Genomic DNA, 19429 nt, shown 5'->3' on the forward strand with positions numbered 1-19429 from the left:
ACCGAAACACACCGCATCCTCATGCGCCGTATCCTCATACGCCGAGGAACTCGTGCTGAAGTGCCCGGTCGCCGAGCAGGTTCTGCGCGGGGAGGTCACGGACGATCTCCCCCTTGTCCATCAGATACGCATGCCGGGCGATCTTGGTGGCGAAGTCGAGGTTCTGCTCGACGAGCACGACCGTGATCCCCCGCTCGCTGTTGATCCGGCAGACGGTTTCGGCGATCTGGTCGACGATCGACGGCTGGATGCCCTCCGACGGTTCGTCGAGCAGGAGCACCCGCGGGTTGGTCATCAGCGCGCGGCCGAGTGCGAGGATCTGCTGCTGGCCTCCGCTGAGACCGCCGCCGCGCTCCGCACGCTTGGCGTGCAGCACGGGGAACTCTTCGAGTACCTGCTCCAGGGCCTGTGCCCATGCTCGCGGCCTGGTGCCGTACGCCGCGACGCGGAGGTTGTCGAGCACCGTGAGGCCCGGGAAGATGTCACGCCCCTGCGGCACGTAGGCGATACCGGCGCGGGCCCGCTGGTGTGTCCGGGTCCGGGTCAGATCGCGCTCGCCCAGCCTGATCGTTCCGCTGGTCACCGGCACGGCACCGACCATGGCTTTGAGCAGGGTGGATTTACCGACGCCGTTGCGGCCGAGCACGGCGACCATGTCGCCGTCCTCCACGGTGAGCGACAGCCCGTGCAGGACCGTGGTTCGTCCGTAGCCGGCCCGGATGCCGTCAATGTGCAGCATGGGAAGTCCCCCTTCCGAGGTAGATGTCCAGGACTCGCTCGTCCGCGCGCAACTGCTCGATGCTGCCGCTGGTGAAGATGCGCCCCTCGTGGAACATCGTGACCGGGGCACCGAGTTGACGGACGAACTCCATGTCGTGTTCGACGACGATGACCGTCGCGGTCCTGGCCAGGTCGTGGATGAGTTCGACGACCCGCATGGTCTCCTCGCGGGTCATCCCGGCCGTGGGCTCGTCGAGGAGCACGACCTTCGGATCACTGGCCATGACCATGCCGATCTCCAGCCACTGCCGTTCACCGTGCGACAGCTCGCCGGCCGGCTGACGCGCCTTCTCGGACAGATGCAACCAGGCCAGGGCGCCCCGGGCACGCACGTCCGCCTCGCCGATGTCGCGCTTCGCGCCGTACGCGGCGAGCCACACGTTCTCGAAGGCCGTGAGTTCCCCGTACAGGCTCGGCACCTGAAGCTTGATGCCGATGCCCCGGCGGGCGCGCTCGTCCGGGCGCCGCAGGGTGATCTGCTCGTCGCCGAGCAGGACCGTTCCCGAGGTCGGCCGGTACCGGCCGGCGAGCATGTTGAAGAAGGTGCTCTTGCCGGCGCCGTTCGGCCCGATCAGGCAGTGCACGCCGTTCGGTGCGACTTCCAGCGAGGCGCCGGCGAGTGCCGCGACACCGCCGAACCGCTTGTGCACGTCCACGGCCGTGATCGAGGTCGCCTTTCGTGACTCCCCGCCGATGACGGTGTCGTCGATGACGGAGTCGTCGATGACGGAGTCGCCGAGCGGAGAGCCGGTCCGTCCCGCCGGGCCGGCGGCGACGGAGGCACGCCCGAGCGCGGGCACAAACCTGCGTGCCAGCGCGGACAGGGTGGGCAGGACCCCCTCGGGCAGCAGCACCACCACCGCGATCAGGAGAGTGCCGAGCACGATCGGGGTGGCGGACCCACCGCCGCCGCCGAGGGCGTCCGACACTCCCTGGACGATGGCCACGCCGACGAATGCGCCGAGCAGCGATCTCCGGCCTCCGACGAGGACCCAGATCGGCACCAGGGCGGCTTGCGGAAGGCTGAACACGTTGGGATTGACGGAGGTGCCCCAGGCGGCGAAGAGGCCGCCGGCGAGTCCGGCGATCGCGCCACCGATGGTGAACGCGACCAGCTTGTAGCGACGCACGTCGTAGCCCAGCAGCTCGGTCCGCAACTCGTTCTCCCGCAGCCCGGCGAGGATACGGCCGAAGGGACGGCGCAGCAGCAGGTGGATGCCGAAGCCGATGAACGCGGCCACCGCGACGCAGGTGAACAGCAGCCCGTTGGGGCTCACCATCTGGCCACCGCCCGGAAGCATCAGGGGTGGCACGCCGACGATGCCGTTGTACCCGCCCAGGAGCGCCTGGCCGATGTGGTAGCTCGGATCCGCCGTGCTGGACATGAAGGTGAGCAGTACGAGGGTGAAGGCGAGCGTGATGATGGAGACGTACACGTCCCCCACGTTGCCGTAGAAGATGAAGTAGCCGAGCGTGGCGGCGACGACCGCGGCGATGACGACGGCCGCCACGAGCGCGGTGGTCGTCTCGCCGGTCTGCGGGAACAGGTCGATGCCGAGGACGCCGTAGGCGTAGGCCCCGATGCCGAAGAACGCGGTCTGTCCGAAGCTGAAGATGCCCGCACGGCCCCACACGAAGGTGAAACTCAGGGCGAGCAGACCGAAGATCACCCACAGGCTCCAGTCCAGCGCGCGGAACGGGGCCACGGTCGTGGCCAGCACCGCACCGGCGAGCGTGACGGCGACAGCACCGGGAATCTCGACGGGAACGTGCTTGCGCAGCCTGTGCCATATCGGCGCCACGGAGCCGGACAGGGTCCGGTTGTTGGTCGACATCATCGCTTCCTCTCCCAGTACCCCGAGATACCGGTCGGGAGGAACCGGAGAATCACGATGGCGACGACAAGCAGGGCAGCTGTGCCGAGGACCGACGTGGTCAGGTTCGACACCAGTGAGTTGACGCCGCCGAGCAGTCCGGCCGCGCTTGCCGTTCCGGCGACCACCCCCGGTCCGCCGACGACGACGGTCATGAACGCGCGGCCGACGTACGTCTGTCCCATGCTGGGCACGACGGCCGTGATCGGCGCGAGGAGCGCACCGCCCGCTCCCGCCAGCGCGGATCCGAAGCCGAACGTGAGCATGTTGGTACGCCGTACGTCGACGCCGACCGCGGCGGCCATGTCCGGCAGCATCACGGCGGCGCGCGCCATGGTCCCGTACCGCGTGCGGGTGAGTACGAGATACGTGAGCCCCAGGAGCAGGACGGCCGCTCCGACGAGTACCAGCGAATACTCGGAAACCGAGTAGTCACCGATACGGATGCTGCCCAGCGGCGTCGGGATGCCGTTGCTGGCGGGGCCGTAGATCAGCACCACGACCTGGACGAGGATCAGGCTGAGCCCCCAGGTCGCCAGCATGGTCGCCGGCATCCGGCCGTACAGGTGCTGGATCAGCAACCGCTCGACCACGACACCGATGGCTCCGACCGCGAGTGCTGCGAGCACCATGGCGACCCACAGGTTCAGTCCGTGGCGGACGCCTGTCAGCGTGAAGAACGCGCCGAGCATCAGGAATTCGCCGTGGGCGAGGTTGATCACGCCCATCATCCCGAAGAGGACCGCGAGTCCGAGCGAGATGACGGCCAGGAGGGCGATGCTGCTGAGCAGGGAGAGGGTGAGATTGGCTAGCTGGTCAGGTTGCACGGTCATGCCCTTTGTTCTGGCTCACGGCGCCTACGGGGTGAACTGCTTGTTCGTCGTCGGGTTCTTCCGCAGATCGCAGACCGAGTTCTCGTAGGCCGGGGGCACGTCGGCGTTGGTCGTGAGGACCTTGAACCCGTGCTTGTCGTTGGCCTCGGCGATGCTGACGTTCTGCGTCACGTGGTGCGAACCCGGGTTCATCGTGACCTTGCCGCTGGGCGAGTCGATCGACAGTCCGGACTCCAGGGCGGCGATGACCTTGTCCCGGTCGAGGCTGCCGGCCTTCTCCACCGCCGCGGCCCACAGGTGCCAGCCGTTCCACACGGTCACCGCGGAATTGGGTACGTAGGGATAGTCCTGGCCGTACTTCGCGTGCCACGTACTGACGAATGCGGTGTTCTCCGGCGTCTTGAGTTCCTGGAAGTACGGGAAGGCGACGGTGACGCCCGTGCTTTCCTTCGGGGCCAGCACGATGTGCTCACTGCCGTCGCCGAACGTCGTCGAGACGATCTTCATGCTCTTGTTGAGGCCGGTCGACGCGAACTGCCGGTAGAAGGCGGTGTGGTTCCCGCCGACGAGCAGGGACACCACCACGTCGGGCTTGGCGGCCTGCAGGTTGTTGATCACCGCGCCGAAGTCCGAGCTCTCCAGCGGGATGAAATCGGTGCCCACGACTGTGGCGCCGGCCTGCTTGGCGTACTTCTTGGCCCAGTCGGCGGAGATGTGCCCGAAGTTGTAGTCCGCCGCCACGATGTAGATCTTCTTGCCGAAGTTCTTGGTGGCGTACGGGATCAGCGGTGCCAGCTGCTGGGACGGGACCGGACCGGTGTTGAAGACGTTCTTGTCACAGACACCGCCTTCGTAGAGGTTGTTGTAGAAGTAGAGCGTCTTGGAGCGGTCGACGATGGGCCGGATCGCTTCACGGGAGGCGCTGGTGATGCCGCCCATGACTACGGAGACCTTGTTCTCCAGGGTGAGCTTGTTGGCGTACTGGGTGTACTTGGCGTTGTCGGACTGCGCGTCGTAGCTGATGAGCTTCAGCTGTCTGCCCAGCACACCGCCGTGGCTGTTGATGTCCTTGATCGCGAGGTTGGTCGCGTCGATGTTCGGCTTGCCGATGACGTTGAGCGGCCCGGTCGCGTCGAGGATGCTGCCGACGGGGATGGGGCCCTTCGAGTCCGAGCCCGCGTCGGTGGCGCTGTTCGCGCCGCAGGCGGCAGTCAGCAGCAGCGCCGAGGCGGCTGCCACGGTTCCGAGACCGATTCGGGCATGGGGGTATCGCATTTTGGTACCTCGATCTTTCGGAGGTGCGTGAGGAATCTGAATTGCCGTCACCACACGACTCGCGTTTGTCTTGCCACTGTCGGTCGCGGGGAAGGAGAACTGATTACCCGTTGCCGGAAGCAGGCGAGGGGTCGTTGTCGCTGCTCGGCTCCAGACGCGAGGAATGCGGCAGCAGGCCCGTGCCGTCGGCACAGTTGAGATATTCGAAAAGGGTCCCGCCCGGCAGGACGAACAGCTCGTGCCAGGTCACGACGTCCCGGCGGTCGCCGTAGCGTCGTTTCATGGCGATGGCGTGCCGGTAGATCTCCAGATGTGTCTCGTGCGACGCGGACCACGACTCCAGATCCGCCAGGGAAGAGAACACCGCGCATACCGAGGTTTCCCGCCGAGGCTCTCCGGTGTCGGAGAGATTGGTCATCCGCCGGAGGTACAGACAGCCGCTGCGCGGATTCCCCTCAAGGTGGTCCATGCCGCGGTCGAGCTTCGCCCGGAGGTTCCGTTCGTAATCCTCGGCCTGCTCGGGTTCGGAGTCGTGCCAGAACTGACCGGACCGCAGAACGGTGAGGTTGTGCGGCACCACCACCGACACGCGGCGACCGGCGCTGCTCGGGCCGGGCTGCGGCGGTGGCAGGGCCGTCGGCGCGTCCAGCTCGTCGATCGCGGACAGCGGAATACGGTCCCTGGCCGCCCCGAAGTAGCCGTTCGTCGTGATGGGGGCGAGTTCCGCGTCCGGTGTGCGCCCGAGTCCGATGCGGTATCCCGGATCCGAACAGATGGTCTCGTGGCGGTCGTAGGGGCAGGCCAGCCGCTCGCGCCAGTAACCGACGTCTTCCGTGACCCGGGCCGGATCGTCCCACCACGCCCGCCAGGACGAGCCCGTGGTCCAGGCGGCGTGCTCGGACAGGGACGTCCAGTACGCGACGACGATGGTGGCCGGCCGCTGCGCCTCGTCGGTACAGACCATGACCTCGTGTGCCGGAGGGCCGTTCGGTTCGCCGAACCACCGGCGCATCTGATCGACGAACTCCCGGGCCCCCGCGCTGCCGGGCGCGGCGCCCTGCAGACCGAAGTACTCACTGACCAGCATGGGCACCGGGTGGCGCCAGCGCAGCGCGAACCGCGGTGCCGCCGGCACATGGCCTTCCGGTCTCCGTGCGGGAATGCTGCGCTGGTAGGAGACCTCGAAGAACGAGGGCGAAACCTGGTTTCCGTCCATCAGATACGCTCCAGTCCGACAGCGTGTTGACCATCGCTCGTCGTCACCCCACCGATTTCCCGCGCCGACGGCTCGGCCGGAGAATCGGTCAGGATCCTGGTGGTGGCCGCACCCTCACTGACAATGGTCACCGGCCTGTGCCGAGTACTGTTCACTGTCAGCTGGAAAACATCGAAACGGTTGTACGTGCCGATGATGTCGTGCGCCAGCTTGAGTGGAATGGCTTCCTGAAGGTCCAGCTCGGCGTAGACAATTCCTTCTTCACCGACGAGCGGTCCGGCGATCACATCTCCGCGCGGCCCGATGACGAGCGAAGCCGTCGGCGTACTGGTCAGGGTCCGGGCGATCTCCTTGTCACCCTGGGCCACATGCTCAACGGCCGCGGCGTCGAGGGCCGTGGCGGCGACAACGGTGAACACCTTGCCCTCAAAGGAGTGCGCGGCGGCCCGGAGGCGAATACTGTCCGCCAGATCGTATTCCGGCTTGCCTTCCCGCAGGTCGAACGGCCAAGCCGGCGGATAGCTCGCTATGTGCACCTGCTCGCCCTGGGCGAGCAGGGCGTAGCGGGCGAGTGTGTTGGTGTTCTCCCCGCAGATGAGCACGCCGACAGAGCAGTCATCGATCGACACCGGATGCAGGTCGTAACCATCTCCGTGCGACCACGTCAGGCGCTCGTACCAGGTGGCCACCAGCTTCCGGCGGTGATTGACCAGCTGACCGCGCCGATCGAAGACCAGATTGGTATTGAAGACCTGAGCCACGTTGTTCGGCGCCAACTCGTTGACACCGATCGACAGCGAGACGTCGAACCGTCTGGCGATGGCGGCGAGCCGCTCCGTGTGCGGTCCGGGGACAGTCACCGAGGACGCGACGAGTTCCTCGTAGAACGCGTGCTGCCGGACAGCCGGGAGAACCCCGCCCCACAGCGGGTATCCGGCGACGAAGCTCTCGCCGAAGACGACTAGGTCAGCACCCTGGCGGGACGCTTCGGAGACCAGTTCCGTCACCTTGTCCAAGGTCCGTTCGACGTCAAGGAAGACGGGTGTCGCCTGGACGGCCGCCACAGTGATCTTCTTTCGACCGCATTCTTCGCTCACATCAGCTCCCGGGCCGATCGCGTGTTAAATCGATGTGTCGAGAAGATCTGACATAGTGTGGACCGTGCTCTCGATGTCGATAAAGCTAGCACCGGTACCAGCAGGTAAGGACACATCAGTGTCACGAAAGTCGCCAATTGATATAGTCGAGATCTGTCGACAATAGAAAGAGGGGAAACCGTGCGAGAGGAACTCGAGCAGGCAGGGCTGGATTCGAAGGAGGCCCAGCTGTACCTCGCCGTCCTCGCTCTCGGGCAACCGACGGTTGCCCAGGCTGCCCAGGCGGCCCAGGTCAGCCGGACCAACGCCTACGACGTTGTGCGCAGACTGACTCAGCGAGGGCTGGTCACGGTGACCGAGATCGGACCCACAGGAGAGCGGGCGGGCCGTGGCCGCGGCGTGCTCCGCGCCGCGGACCCTGAGCAGTTCCTCACCGAGTGGCGGGCACGGGGAAACGTACTGCGGGAGCTCGTTCCACGCCTCAAGGCCGTCATGAGCACCGAGACCGCCAGACCGCGCGTGCGTTACCTCGAAGGTCAGGCCGGCATCACGGCGGCTCTGTGGGAGACGCTGACGTGGGATGTCCCGCTGAAGGGGATCTTGTCGATGATGGACCTGCTGCAGGTTCCGGGTCGGCAGACGATGGAGGAGTACATCGCCAAGCGCCGCGATCTTGGCATCACCCTCAACGTGGTCCGATCCCCCGAGAAGGAGACCGAGGATCTCTGGCCGTCACGTGAACAGGACCTGCGCGACGTGCGCTTCGCCCCGCCGGAGCATGTCTTCACGATGACGATGGTCATCGGTTCGGACTCGGTGGCAGTGATCTCCTCACGACGAGAGAACTTCGCCATGATGATCGACAGCCGCGAGTACGCCGAGCTTCAGTCCGGCCTGTTCGACTCTCTGTGGTCGGCGAGCACGCGCTGAGCGTTGGCGATTCGGGCCACCGCTCGCCGTGCGACAGAGCTTGGGATGCGCGGCGATGGTGTGGGCCCGGGTGGGCACGGGGTGCTGTCCAGGTCCCCACGGTGTCCTTGCCAGTTCGGGCGTCATCAGCAACTTGGGCTTCGGTCACGAAAGGGGCCCGGAAACCGACATCGTGGACCGGTCCAAGAGATCAGGCTCGTACGTCCCGCTGCTGAAGTTCCTTGAGTACTCCGGCCACCGTCACGAAGTCGTTGTCCACGTGGAGGACGGTGTGCCCGTGGTGGACAGCGGTCGCACACACCAGCAGGTCGATCGCTCCTGCCGCACGGTGCCGCCCCTGCTGCGTCAGCTTGTACTGGGCGGTATCGACCCAGCGCCAGGCGGTCTTCGGAACGGGAGAGAGCAGGCAGAGTGCGTCCAACTCCTCCGCGAGCTCGTCCCGGTGGGACGGACTGGTTGCCGAGTAGAGAAATTCGGCACGCGTCGGCTCGCACAGGTGGAACACCCCGGCGGCGATGTGCCCCTCCCACGGCGCCAATGCCCCGGGTGTGCGGAACAGGTGCCACAGGGCGGAGGTGTCGAGCAGGTATGTGATCACTCGAAGGCCTCGCGTCGGGCACGCTTGCCTGCGTCATGCGCCGCCGCGGCCTGCTCGAACTCGCCACGCGCACCACGCGCGGCCAGCTTCTCGGCAGCATCGAGGCGCTTGATCCGGGCCACGTAGTCCCGCAGGGCCGCGTTGACCGTCTCCTTCTTCGTCGTGACACCCATCAGCCGCATGGCCTCGGCGAGCGCCTCGTCATCGAGATCAATCTGTGTGACGGACATCGAGCACCTCCAGCATCCACGATGTATGCCACCAAGATACATCGCCAACATTGGGGTCACCACCGGCCAAGTACCCGCCGGAGATGGCGAGGCAGGATCCGGGCAGTTCCCGACCCGTCACCAGCGACTGACCACCTGTCGCGGCCCACTCAGGGCACTGGCCGCCGTCGAGCACTCGATCACCTGGAGGGCACCCGCCACGACCTCACGGACCCCGCCCTGCGCGACGCCGACTTCAGCCGGGCCTTCCGCACCGCCTACGGACTGCCTACGGACTGCCGCCCATCGAGTACCGGCTCCAGGCCCTGGCTGTACAGGAGTAGAGGGGAGTAGGGCTCGATATCTGCGTGCGGGAGTTCGGGGCGCGGGGACGACCAAGGTCGGTGTTCGAAAGTCATGATGATGAGGATGACGAGGGGGTACGGATGGGGCTGTGCGGATGCTGCTGCCCGGGGCGCGGTTGATGGCGCGGATCGGTGGGTGGCCGGGGGAAGCCGTGCTGGGAGGCGTGAGTTGCGGTGCGCCCGGCCCTGTGGGTGCTGAGGCTTCCGCCGAGCGGCGGGGGGCGTGGGCCGGGGAGGCAGTCGCTCTGCACCGTCGGCGACCCCGGCACCGGGACGGTCCGCCCCGTGCGCTCGCGTTGTACGCCAAAACGCTGAGTGACAGCGGCCGTTACGAGGAGGCGATCACCGCGGCGGACGAGTCCCTCGCCGACGCCGATGCCCGGAGGTCACCGACGCAGACCGGCTACACGCTGCGCAGCCGCGCCCTGGCCCTGCTGGGGGTGGGCCGGCTCGATGAGGCACTGGTCGCGGCGCAGAGAGCGTGGCCGTGTACTGGGACGCCGTGCCGCGGCACAGGGACGGCCGCTGGGCGGCACTGTCGACGCGCTGCACGCCTACGGATCGGCGCTGAACCGACTCGGCCGCGTCGAGGACGCCGGGGCCGCCTACCAGGAGGGCGCCGGTCCGCTGCGGGACATGTCCTGGACTGCCTCGCCCATCAGCTCGGTGAACTGGCCCTGCCTGTGGAGGAGTTGTTGGTCCTTGAGGAACTGGTACAACTCTGGTCCCGGCTCACCGACAACGACCCCGACCGATACGAGGCATGGCTCGCCAGGGCACTGGACAACCTGGCACACCGACACGAGGAGGACGGCGCCCCTCAGGAGGCGGTCGAGGCCACCGTGAAGAGTGCCGACGCATACCGCCGCGCCGTCGGACGCGATCCGCAGAGCCATGAACCGGAACTGGCCCTCGCCCTCACCAACCTCAACATCCGGCAGTACGACACCGGCAGCCCCGACGCCGCCGTGACAAGCGGCCGCGAGCCACTGGCGATCACCCGCCGGCTGGCCGCGGCCGACCCAGACGCCTACCGCCCGCTGACCTCCTACGAATACTCGCCGCCGTACTACGCCTGGCCGGGCAGGACACAGAGGCGACGGCCTGCTACGACGAGGCCCGCGCCGTCGAGAGAGAAACGACTGCAGACACCGAACCGGAACCGTAGGGACGACCGGCCACTCGCTCAGGCCACATGCGGCGACTTCCCCGGCCGCGAGCCAAGACATCCACCTAGGTCGGAACAGTTCGAACTACCGTTGGCGGCAACGCTGTTGAACTGACACACAGCGGGTTCACTCCGTTGGCCCAAAGCTCTGAACCCGACCGCCCGATGAGTCGTTTCCGCAGGTCACGGACCTGCATAGTGGGGCGGGTGGGACTCGAACCCACGGCCGACGGATTATGAGTCCTTTGAGGATCTTGGCGACCCTTGTCGATCAATGCCAATCTTGGCCATTTTCCCAGCTCAGAAGGGGTTTGGCACCTCACCCCTTCTCAGCCCTTGTCAGTCTTTTCCGATCCTTGTGTCCAACCTGCGTCCAGAACGCGTCCTGGAAGGACAAGCCCAACCAGCTTCCGAGACGATCGCCCCAGCTCGGGAGTACGCCTCGAACTCGCCCGCAGCGGATTTCCCTTCCAGCGCGCAGAGGCGCCGCCCCTCCACTCGGGGCGAAGCCTCAATAGCCGTTTCCGCAGGCCAGACGTCGCCTGGTCAGCTTATCCAGCTCAGCCGCCATCTTCCTGAGTGAGCTGGAGAGGTCGGGCGCACTGCAGTTTCGGGCGCACGGCGTGGAGGATGCCCCCCGTCACGGGCTCCCCCGCTTCGTGCCGGCCAGAGCATGGTTCGGCGTACAGGCGGGACATGAGTACGGCGTGGCCCGGAGTTCATGGTTGCCGCGGGACGACTTCGGTGACGGCCGAGTCGGCATCCGGCACGAAGGACACCGTCGAGGCCTACACACGCCCCCTTATCAGCGAACTGGCGCCAGGTAGGGCTCTGGCCGGTGCTGTCGAGGCAGAGGCTGTTGAGAGTGCCGGCTCCGGTGCGGACGACGGTGGCGCCGCCGGTGACGGTGCCCGCCGAGTCGTCGAGGGTGATGGTGATCTGCTCGCTGCCGACGCAGAGGGTGGTGGTGGTCGGGTCGGTCTGGAGGAGCAGGTTGCCGTCGGCGTCGTAGATGTAGCTGGTGGAGCCGGTCGAGCCGCCCGTGGTGCTGGTGCCGGTCAAGGGGTTGGGCTGGGCGCTGGAGTAGCCGCTGGTGGTGACGGTGTGCCGGGTCTGGGTGAGGCGGTTGCCGACGGCGTCGTAGGGCCAGCTGGTCCAGTAGGCACCGCCGGTGATGCCGTCGCCGACGGTGCTGTGGTCGCCGCCGGTGGGAGTGGCGGCGCAGTTGTCGGTGGCGGTCGACACCGGGCGCGGGAGCCCCGGCGCGGATCTGCCACACAGGTGGCGTTGAGCAGGGAAACGTGTTCGAGCCTACGCCGAGCATCAGGCGCGAAGAGTCGCGCGAAGGCCATCGGGGACGGGGGCGCCGCAGGATCGTCTCAGTGGCGGACAACGCGCACCCATGATCGGGTGGAGAGCGCGGCGAGGGCAACGGCTCCAGCGAGCGCCATCCAGGACGTCACAGTCAGAACCAGTTTCCGATATCCGAGATGATGTTGTTCGTCACATTGCTGGTGACGAACCCGGCAGCCAAGCCTACGACCGCTCCGACCGCGCCTCCGACAACCGTACCTTCGGGACCGACGAACGAGCCGATGATCGCTCCGGTTTCGAGGCCGGACTCCGCCATCGTCGCCGATATGTACATGTCGGCACCCGCTTGCGGGACACTCGTCAGGGCTGCCCGCGTACGGGACTGCCCTTCCCCCCGGTCCGTCATGTAGTTGTACCCGTAGGCTCCCACGCCTCCCGCTCCAGTGAGTGCCCGCGCGGCCCCGACCGACGTCAGTCCAGGGCGGAGAAGGGTGTCTCGCCCAAGGCAGACAGAGAGGGTGCGGCGGCTGGCCCGTGTGAGCCCGGGAGTGAGATTCCCCCGGGCTCCCGATTACTAACCGATCGCCCCCATCACTCCCCCTACGATCGCGGCCACCACGCCGATCGCCAGAACGAAATCCGCCGGCCGACAAGGTCTCACGAGAGTCCGTTTCACCGGCTCCGCGTCCGCGACGGGTTTCGGCTTGCGTGGCAGCCGTTCCCTGATTTCCGTGGCAGCCAGTTCCGACGTTGCAAACCGGTAATCCACCAAGGACCCGCCGAACACCACGGGGACAAGGGACTCGTCGCGAATCGTCACGATCTTGAGACTCGCCCCCCGCCCCGCCACCACTTTGCGAATTCCGTCATATCTGACTTCTTGGGCCCCGATGGGATTGATGACGACGAGCGACTCCGCGCGCAGCACGACCGCACAGGTTGCCAACCGTAGAAAGAGTGTGGTCACCGCGCAGAAGGCCGCCGTGGCGACCCACACATCACGGTCATAGCCATGTTCCATGCTTGACTGCACACCCCAGGGATAGATTCCCCAGACCGCGGCAATGAAAAGCCCGTTCAAGATCGGCCATGATCGCCGCCGCAGGACTCGTTCCTTCGTCAAATCGCTCTAACACCCCACATGACCATGGAGAGCGCTGTCCGCGCCTTCTCCGCACACACCCCAACCCACCTGCCCATTCACTGCCATGTTCAGAGCCGACCTGCCCTTGTCCAGTATCCTTGCCGTCTCGGTCACATAGCCCCTCCGGCCACCGCCGACTCCGGTCCCCAGACCCATCTTCGTCCGGTACAAAGGAACCTCGACCTCGGCACGTTCAAACGCGTTGCCGAGAAATGCCTCTCTCCATGTGGCGGCGCCCAATCCCTTCGCCAGGCCGCCCCCCACCAGACCACCCGCTGCCGTCCAGAGAAGTGACTTCGCGAACCCGGTTCCGTCGAACTCGCCTGTCCGGTACCAGTCCCCCCCATAACTGATCGCGGCGATACCGACGCCGATGCCGACACAGAGCCCCGCCGAAGCCACGATGCAGGCTCCGAAACTCACGGCAGGCAGCACCCTGTTCTTCCAGCCGTCCCACGTGCCGAAGGTCTGCTTCGTCCAGCTCCAGGACTTCGACCACCAGGACCTGTGCGGCTGGGGCTTGGGCGCGGGCGGGGTGTAGCCGGTGTCGGTGACGGGGTTGCTGTAGTGGCTGCTGATGGAGGCCGCCGTACCCTTGGAGACCACCGTGCCCCGGCGGTAGTCGGCGAGGCCGGTCTTCGGGTCGTAGCCGACCTCCTTCTGGACCTTCTTCGAGCAGTTCGCCAGATCGTACTGGCAGGAGTTGGGGCGCGAGCCGATCTCCTGGCCGGTGGGGTCGGAGAAGGTGACGGGGTTGTCCGAGGCGTAGGCGTATCCGCCGAGTTCCTGCGGGCTGTCGTCCTCGAAGACGGGGTCGAGGCTGACGAAGCGGCCGAGGCCGGGGTCGTATTCGCGGGCGCCGACGCCGGTGAGGCCGGTGGTGGTGTCGGTGGTCTTGTCGAGGAAGGTGCGGTTGTCGGGCCAGCTCGCGGTGGTGCCGCGGGGGTTGCCGTAGGGGTCGAACTGGCGCCAGGTGGGGGTCTGGGCGGTGTAGTCGAGGTAGAGGCTGTTGGTGCCGTGCTGGTCGGCGGCGAGTTCGAAGCCGTAGGCGGTGCCGGTCCCGGTGCGGACGATGGTGGCGCCGCCGGGGACGGTGTAGTAGCGGACTCCGGTGGCGGTGCCGGCGGAGTTGTCGAGGGTGATCTGTTCGCTGCCGAGGTAGAGGGTGGTGGTGGTCGGGTCGGTCTGGAGGAGCAGGTTGCCGTCGGCGTCGTAGATGTAGCTGGTGGAGGTGCCGGCGGTGGCGTCGGCGACCTTGGTCAGCTGGTCGTCGTTGTTCCAGGTGAGAGCCTGGTCGGCGGTGCCGGTGTGACGGGTGGTGGTGTTGCCGTCGCTGTCGTAGCCGTAGCTGGTGGAGCCGGTCGTGCCGCCGGTGGTGGTCGTGGCGGTCAGGGTGTTGGGCTGGCCGCTGGAGTAGCCGCTGGTGGTGACGGTGTCGCTGCCGGTTCCGGAGACGGTGTGCTGGGTCTGGGTGAGGCGATTGCCGACGGCGTCGAAGGTCCAGCTGGTCCAGTAGGCGCCGCCGGTGATGCCGTCGCCAACGGTGCTGTGGTCGCCGCTGGTGGGCGTGGCGGCGCAGTTGTCGGTGGCGGTCCACGCGGTGGTGAGGCGGTCGAGGGTGTCGTAGGCGTAGCACTGGGTCTCGGCCGTCGTGCTGGAGCCGGAGCGGGTCTCGGTCTGGCGGGTGATGTTGCCGGACAGGTCGTAGGTGTAAGCGGTCTCGTCGACGCTGGACGGGGTGGCGGTGGAGCGGGTGACGAGCTGGTCGGTCAGATCCCCGGTGTGGGCGTCATAGGCGTCGGTGACGGTGGCGTAGGACGTGGAGGAGCCCAACTGGACCTGCGCGACCTGGTCGTTGGCGCTGTACGTGGTGCTCTGGAGGTAACTGTAGGCACCGGCCAGGGCGTTGGGTTCGTCGTCGTTGTTGTAGCCGTGGGTGACGGTCTCGGCGGGCAGACCGCCGCCGATGGCGTAACCGTCGGTCCACAGCAGGCCGTTGACGCTGGTGTACGAGTGCGTGATCTTCCAGGTCTTGCCGAGCACTGAGCCCTGTGCGGCGGAGGGGACGATGGTCTCCTCGCCCAGGGATTCACCGAAGACGTTGAAACCCACGGCTTGTTGGACGTAGGCATAGCCGCCGCTGTAGGAGGTCGCCGTGGTGACATGGCCGACCGGGTAGGTCATGCCGGAGACGGCGGTGTTGGCGTTGTCGTAGACCCAGGACGCGGTCTGGTTGCCGGGCGAGCTGGTCGACGTGTACGCGGTCTGGTCGGCGGTGGCGGCCGCGTACCGGCCGGTCTTGCGGTCGAGGGCGTCGTAGGTGAAGGAGGCGTAGTCGCCGCGGGAGTCCTTGGTCTGGAGCAGGTTGCCGTCGGCGTCGTAGGTCATGGTGGAGGTGCCGGCGGTGGGGTCCGTCTTGGCGGTCACCTCGTCGGCCAGGTCGTAGGTGCTGGTCCACGTGTCGCCCTTGGCGTCGGTCGTGGTGGCCTGCTGGCCATGGCCGTCGTAGCCGTAGGTGGTGGCGCTGGTTGTGCCGCCGGTCAGGTAGAAGGTGCCGGTGGTGGTGTTCAGCGGGGTGGTCAGCGACGGGTTGGCGGTGTACTCGTCGAGTTCGCTGGTACGGCCCAGCGGGTCGGTGCGGGTGGTCTTGATGACGCCGCCGGCGGGCGGGATGACGGTGGTGGCGTCGCCGTTGTAGACCGTGGTGGTCGTCGAGACGAGCGAGCCGTTCTTCTCGGCGATGTCGTAGACCTGCCGGCCGAGCCCGTCGTAGGTGAACACGTCCTGGTCGGCGACCTGGTTGTCGGCCACCGACTTCAACGACAGCGCGGGGGTGGTGGCGGAGTCCCAGTAGTCATTGTTCTGCTTCGCCGTCCAGCCGCGCGAGTCGTACAGGGTGTCGTCGATCAGACGGCCACCCTGCGGGGTATAGGCCTGCGTCTGCCGGGGGCGGCCCAGGGAGTCGACGATGCTGGCCGAGGTGAGGTAACCGCTGTTGTCGTTCAGCGTGTTGCTCACCACGCCGGACAACGAGGTGTTCGACAGCGTGTAGGTGTAGGTCCCGTTCGCCAGAGAGCTGGTCGCGCGGGAGTTCTTCCACACCGAGGTCGTCCGCCCCAGCGCGTCGTAGTGCGTGGTGGTCACCACGTGGTCGGCGTCCGTGGCGGTGAGCCCCAGTCCGCGCTCGGTGTCGAACGTCGTGCTCGTGGTGTGGGCGACCCCGCCCACCGTGGGCTGGGCGACGCTCTGTCCGGTGGTCAGGTAGGCGGAGTCGACCGTGTAGGTGGTCGTGGTGGTGTTGCCGTTGCCGTTGGTGGTGCTCGCCAGGCGGTGGTACGTGCTGTCGTAGGTGTTGTGCGCGGTGGTCCGCCAGGTGAACGCGCCCGCACCGTAGTCGGTGGCCGTGCGCGTCATGGTGACCAGGCCCATGGTCGGGGCGGTGGACTGCGGGAAGGCGGTGGCGAAGGTGGTGTCGTCGTAGAACGTCCGGGTCGCGGAGACCACCTGGTCCGGGCGGTTGACACTGCTGGGCGCGCCAAGGGTGTTCAGCCCGCTCGGCACGGAGGAGGCGGAGCCCTCGGTGAAGCCGGAGCAGGCCACCGAGTCCTCCTCGGATCCGGAGATCAGGCCGACGAGGTTGGCGCCGGTGTTGGCGGGGGCGTAGGTGGTGGCGGTGCACTGGTCGTAGTGGGAGTCGATCGGCACGGTGTGCTCGTAGCTGTAGGTCGCCAGCGCGAAGTCGTCGTCGGAGCGGGTGGCGTCGTAGGTGGTGTCGGTCTCGGTGTCGCGCCAGCTGGTGGTGCCGCCGTCGGACACGCGCTGGCGGGTCCACTCCTCCGCGTTACCGGTCGCGTTGGCGGTCAGGTCCGGCAGCCCGGAACGGGTACGGGTCGCGGTCGCCGCGGAGATCCAGTACGAGGTGATCGTGGAGTGGTCGACGCCGCCGCCGTCACCGAGGTAGGACGTGGACTCCAGTACCCGCCCGGCCAGTTGGGCGGAGTCGGTGTGGTGGCCGCCCTGGGAGTCGGTCAGCGAGATGCTGCGGGTCGAGCTGGAGGAGAGCCAGTCGCCGTCCATGCCCTGGTAGTAGGAGTCGACCTGCTTTGTCTTAGCGTCTCCCGAGCCGTTGCCGGTGGTGGTGGTCACCTGCTGGTAGCCGCGCCACTGCCCGTACGTGCGGTACTTCGGCTTGGTGTTCTCGTCGTCGTCGTAGTGCCAGGCCGCGCCGCTGTAGGCGTAGTCGGTCTCCTTGGTGGCCGAGCCGCCGGTGGTGTCGGTCTCCAACACCACCTGCACCGCATACTTGTTGAACCAGTCCAACATCGGGCTGATGTAGCCGCTGGGCGTCCAGTACTGCGGGGAGCAGGACGCGGTGTTGGAGGACGGTGTGGCGGAGGTCGAGCACGCGGTCGGCAGTGTGTAGGAGACGCCGGTCACGCCGCCCATCTCGTTGGTGATCGCCGTGATGCGGTAGCGGAACAGGCCCGGGTAGGTGGCCGTGCTCACCCGGTTCTCCAGTGCCGAGCCGGTGAACTGCACCGGCGGCATTGTGATCGACGAGGTCGAGCCGCCCGCGGTGGTGTCCGCACCGGTGCGCTGCACAGAGGACAGCCACAGCGTCGCGCTGGTCGCGTCCCCTGTCGACGGCTCCGTCTGGGTCAGCGCGTAGGAGTCGACGGTCGTGTACGCGCCTGCGGAGGCCGAGTACTGCTGGGTGGTGATGGAGCTGAGGCGGACGGTGGAGAAGTACGACGGCCCGTGCGCGCTGCACGTCGCCCCGGAGGCGCAGCTCAAGTCGTAGGGGACGTCCGGGTAGTACGAGGCGTTGGACGAGGTCTCCGCGCTGCCGCAGTTGCTGCTGGTGGAGGTGCAGCGCACCGACGTGCCGTAGACGATCCGGTCGGGGACGGTACCGTAGGGGCCGGTGACCGTGGTAAAGCCGTAGTCGACGTGCGCGAGGTAGGAGTCACGCACGTACTTGACCTCGGAGGCCCCGTTGTAGGCACCGTAGTAGTTGGTGTCCTGCTTGTAGTAGTACGCCATCGCCGCACCCGTGGCGGTGGTGACGTAGTCCAGGTGCCACTTGGACGCCATGGTGCAGTAGCTGCTGGTGGCCGTGGAGTCGTAACAGGGGTCGCCGGAGTGGGCGGAGTACACCCGCTGGGAGTCCACCGAGTTCGTCGTGTCGTCACCGGAGGCCCAGCCTGGCAGTTCGTTGCGGCCGAAGTAGTACTTGGTACCGTCCCGCTCCGTGATCACCCAGTACGAAGTGTCGTACGTGCCGGAGCCGTTGGACGAGCCGGTCACCTTGCTGACCGTCGCGCCGTTGTCGTCGGCCAGCTTGTAGGCGGAGGTGTCCTTGTCGTAGACGATCGCGGTCGAGGACCCGTTCAGGGACAGGGTCAGGATCGGGCCGTCATAGCACTCGTCGGAGGTAGTCACCGATCCGGCGCTGCCCTCCGGGGAGTCGTCGCAGGGGGTGAACTCCTGGGCTACGAAGGAGTCCTGGGTACTCCAGCCGTCGCCCACCCAGGATGCCTGGGCCTGCGTGTTCGCGGTCTTCGCGTCCACGCTGCCCGAGTCATAGGACAACGAGGCGTCCGGTGCCAGCGACGTCGAGGCGCCGGGCACCTCCACCTTGTAGGTGTAGGTGAAGTCGCCCGACGAGCCCGACTGGGCCCAGGAACCGGCCGAGGACAGGGTGGAGGCGTAGGTGCCGCCCGCCCCGCCCTCCTGGCCGGTGGAGTCGGTGGCCGCGATCACGGTCGCCGCGCCCGAGGTCGAGGCCGTCTGAGCCGAGGCGACGGCGGAGGCCGAACCGCTGTAGACGGCCGGACCCGCCGCCCCTGACGCGAGCCGGCCGGCTCCCGTCGAGGCGGGCTTCGCCGAGAATGACGCAGGGAAGGTGACGGCCGCCGACACAGCGGTGTTCCTGGTGTCGTTGCGGGAGGTCAGAGGGGTCTGCTTGCGGCACTTGGCCAGTTGAGGGGTCGTCAGTGCGCAGGCGGGCAGTTCCACGAGACGCAGGCGTGAGGCGTAGTTGCCGCCGACGGCCTGGCTGAACGCGGCGTAGTCCAGGCCCACGTTCACCCGGCCCGAGCCGACCGCGGTCACCCCGGAGCTGGTGAGGGACCAGACGGGGCCGGAGACGCCCAAGCGCGTGGACAGCGACCTGGGCCGGACCTGGACGCCCAGCGTCCTGGGGCCGCTGTAGGCGCCCTTGCTGGGCGCGACGGCCTGCGCCCACACGGGCGTTCCCGACGCGGTGGCCTTGGAGCCGTCGGTCGCCGAGTGCTTCGGCGCCCCGAGTTCCAAGGTCGCGGTCCTGGCGGCCGGCCACGCGGTCCGGGTCGGCACGGCCGTGTGCCGGGTGGTGTCCGAGGTGCGCACGTTCTTGTGCGGAACGGACTTCAGGCCCGTGACGGAGCTGCCGAGGTCCGGTTTCGGCTTCGCGGCCGTCCTGGGGGTGGAAGGGGGTGTGCTCGTCGTCGACCCGAAGGCCGGACCCACACACAGGGACCAGGCCAACAGCGCCGTCCATCCCACCGCCACCAGCCGCGTGCGTCTACCGGACACCGGATCCCCCCTAGTCACGACCATCATGCCGAACTGAAGAAATACCCGAA

The 19429-nt window shown here is 67.3% G+C and carries 14 protein-coding genes; 2 read left to right on the forward strand and 12 right to left on the reverse strand.

Going from position 1 to position 19429, the window contains the following annotated elements:
- Positions 1–34 precede the first annotated feature (34 nt).
- The 6 genes from IG08_RS0124810 to IG08_RS0124835 form a co-directional block, all read right to left on the reverse strand.
- On the reverse strand, positions 35–739 hold the full coding sequence (locus IG08_RS0124810) for an ABC transporter ATP-binding protein (RefSeq protein WP_030606289.1): 705 nt from the start codon (positions 737–739) through the stop codon (positions 35–37).
- The gene (locus IG08_RS0124815) at positions 726–2615 is read right to left on the reverse strand and encodes an ABC transporter permease subunit (RefSeq protein WP_052424869.1); all 1890 of its coding nucleotides are present in this window, start codon (positions 2613–2615) and stop codon (positions 726–728) included. Before IG08_RS0124815 ends, IG08_RS0124810 begins: the two co-directional genes overlap by 14 nt.
- Positions 2615–3487: an ABC transporter permease subunit gene (locus tag IG08_RS0124820; protein ID WP_030606295.1), complete on the reverse strand. Its 873-nt coding sequence runs from the start codon at positions 3485–3487 to the stop codon at positions 2615–2617. The genes IG08_RS0124815 and IG08_RS0124820 overlap by 1 nt, the downstream gene beginning before the upstream one ends.
- Before the next feature lie 24 nt (positions 3488–3511).
- The gene (locus tag IG08_RS0124825; protein ID WP_043455057.1) at positions 3512–4762 is read right to left on the reverse strand and encodes an urea ABC transporter substrate-binding protein; all 1251 of its coding nucleotides are present in this window, start codon (positions 4760–4762) and stop codon (positions 3512–3514) included.
- A 103-nt stretch (positions 4763–4865) separates the two neighbouring features.
- Positions 4866–5978: a phenylacetaldoxime dehydratase family protein gene (locus IG08_RS0124830; protein WP_052424871.1), complete on the reverse strand. Its 1113-nt coding sequence runs from the start codon at positions 5976–5978 to the stop codon at positions 4866–4868.
- The gene (locus IG08_RS0124835; RefSeq protein WP_199820901.1) at positions 5978–7075 is read right to left on the reverse strand and encodes a carbon-nitrogen hydrolase family protein; all 1098 of its coding nucleotides are present in this window, start codon (positions 7073–7075) and stop codon (positions 5978–5980) included. The genes IG08_RS0124830 and IG08_RS0124835 overlap by 1 nt, the downstream gene beginning before the upstream one ends.
- A 180-nt stretch (positions 7076–7255) precedes the next feature.
- On the opposite strand from IG08_RS0124835, the gene IG08_RS0124840 reads away from it, so the two are divergent.
- On the forward strand, positions 7256–8005 hold the full coding sequence (locus tag IG08_RS0124840; protein WP_030606306.1) for a TrmB family transcriptional regulator: 750 nt from the start codon (positions 7256–7258) through the stop codon (positions 8003–8005).
- A 190-nt stretch (positions 8006–8195) separates the two neighbouring features.
- On the opposite strand, the gene IG08_RS0124845 is transcribed toward IG08_RS0124840, so the two are convergent.
- Both IG08_RS0124845 and IG08_RS0124850 read right to left on the reverse strand, forming a co-directional pair.
- A complete protein-coding gene (locus IG08_RS0124845) occupies positions 8196–8603 on the reverse strand; it encodes a PIN domain nuclease (protein ID WP_030606309.1) in 408 nt (135 codons plus the stop codon).
- Entirely contained in the window at positions 8600–8833 is a 234-nt protein-coding gene (locus IG08_RS0124850; protein ID WP_030606313.1) for a type II toxin-antitoxin system VapB family antitoxin, read from the reverse strand. Before IG08_RS0124850 ends, IG08_RS0124845 begins: the two co-directional genes overlap by 4 nt.
- A 1039-nt stretch (positions 8834–9872) precedes the next feature.
- Between IG08_RS0124850 and IG08_RS60230 the strand changes: the two genes are divergently transcribed.
- Positions 9873–10460 carry a hypothetical protein gene (locus IG08_RS60230; protein WP_158812275.1) on the forward strand — a complete coding sequence of 196 codons (588 nt, stop codon included), beginning with the start codon at positions 9873–9875 and terminating at the stop codon, positions 10458–10460.
- Positions 10461–10891: 431 nt separating this feature from the next.
- On the opposite strand, the gene IG08_RS0124860 is transcribed toward IG08_RS60230, so the two are convergent.
- The 4 genes from IG08_RS0124860 to IG08_RS54450 form a co-directional block, all read right to left on the reverse strand.
- Positions 10892–11590, reverse strand: coding sequence for a hypothetical protein (locus tag IG08_RS0124860; protein WP_030606318.1), 699 nt, complete (start codon positions 11588–11590; stop codon positions 10892–10894).
- Between the two features lie 220 nt (positions 11591–11810).
- On the reverse strand, positions 11811–11993 hold the full coding sequence (locus IG08_RS0124865; protein ID WP_158812276.1) for a glycine zipper domain-containing protein: 183 nt from the start codon (positions 11991–11993) through the stop codon (positions 11811–11813).
- Between the two features lie 240 nt (positions 11994–12233).
- Positions 12234–12740 (reverse strand): hypothetical protein, encoded by a 507-nt coding sequence (locus IG08_RS0124870; RefSeq protein WP_234342971.1) that lies wholly within the window; start codon positions 12738–12740, stop codon positions 12234–12236.
- 48 nt (positions 12741–12788) lie between these two features.
- Positions 12789–19379 carry an RHS repeat domain-containing protein gene (locus tag IG08_RS54450; protein ID WP_158812277.1) on the reverse strand — a complete coding sequence of 2197 codons (6591 nt, stop codon included), beginning with the start codon at positions 19377–19379 and terminating at the stop codon, positions 12789–12791.
- Between the last annotated feature and the right edge of the window lie 50 nt (positions 19380–19429).

Origin of the sequence: Streptomyces fulvoviolaceus, from assembly GCF_000718165.1 — a bacterium.
GTDB lineage: Bacteria > Actinomycetota > Actinomycetes > Streptomycetales > Streptomycetaceae > Streptomyces > Streptomyces fulvoviolaceus.

What these genes read in the sequence shown, in the direction of transcription:
- IG08_RS0124850 (WP_030606313.1), bottom strand. Translation starts at nt 8,833, where the DNA reads ATGTCCGTCACACAGATTGATCTCGATGACGAGGCGCTCGCCGAGGCC.
- IG08_RS0124830 (WP_052424871.1), bottom strand. Translation starts at nt 5,978, where the DNA reads ATGGACGGAAACCAGGTTTCGCCCTCGTTCTTCGAGGTCTCCTACCAG.
- IG08_RS0124865 (WP_158812276.1), bottom strand. Translation starts at nt 11,993, where the DNA reads ATGTACATATCGGCGACGATGGCGGAGTCCGGCCTCGAAACCGGAGCG.
- IG08_RS0124815 (WP_052424869.1), bottom strand. Translation starts at nt 2,615, where the DNA reads ATGTCGACCAACAACCGGACCCTGTCCGGCTCCGTGGCGCCGATATGG.
- IG08_RS0124810 (WP_030606289.1), bottom strand. Translation starts at nt 739, where the DNA reads ATGCTGCACATTGACGGCATCCGGGCCGGCTACGGACGAACCACGGTC.
- IG08_RS0124825 (WP_043455057.1), bottom strand. Translation starts at nt 4,762, where the DNA reads ATGCGATACCCCCATGCCCGAATCGGTCTCGGAACCGTGGCAGCCGCC.
- IG08_RS0124820 (WP_030606295.1), bottom strand. Translation starts at nt 3,487, where the DNA reads ATGACCGTGCAACCTGACCAGCTAGCCAATCTCACCCTCTCCCTGCTC.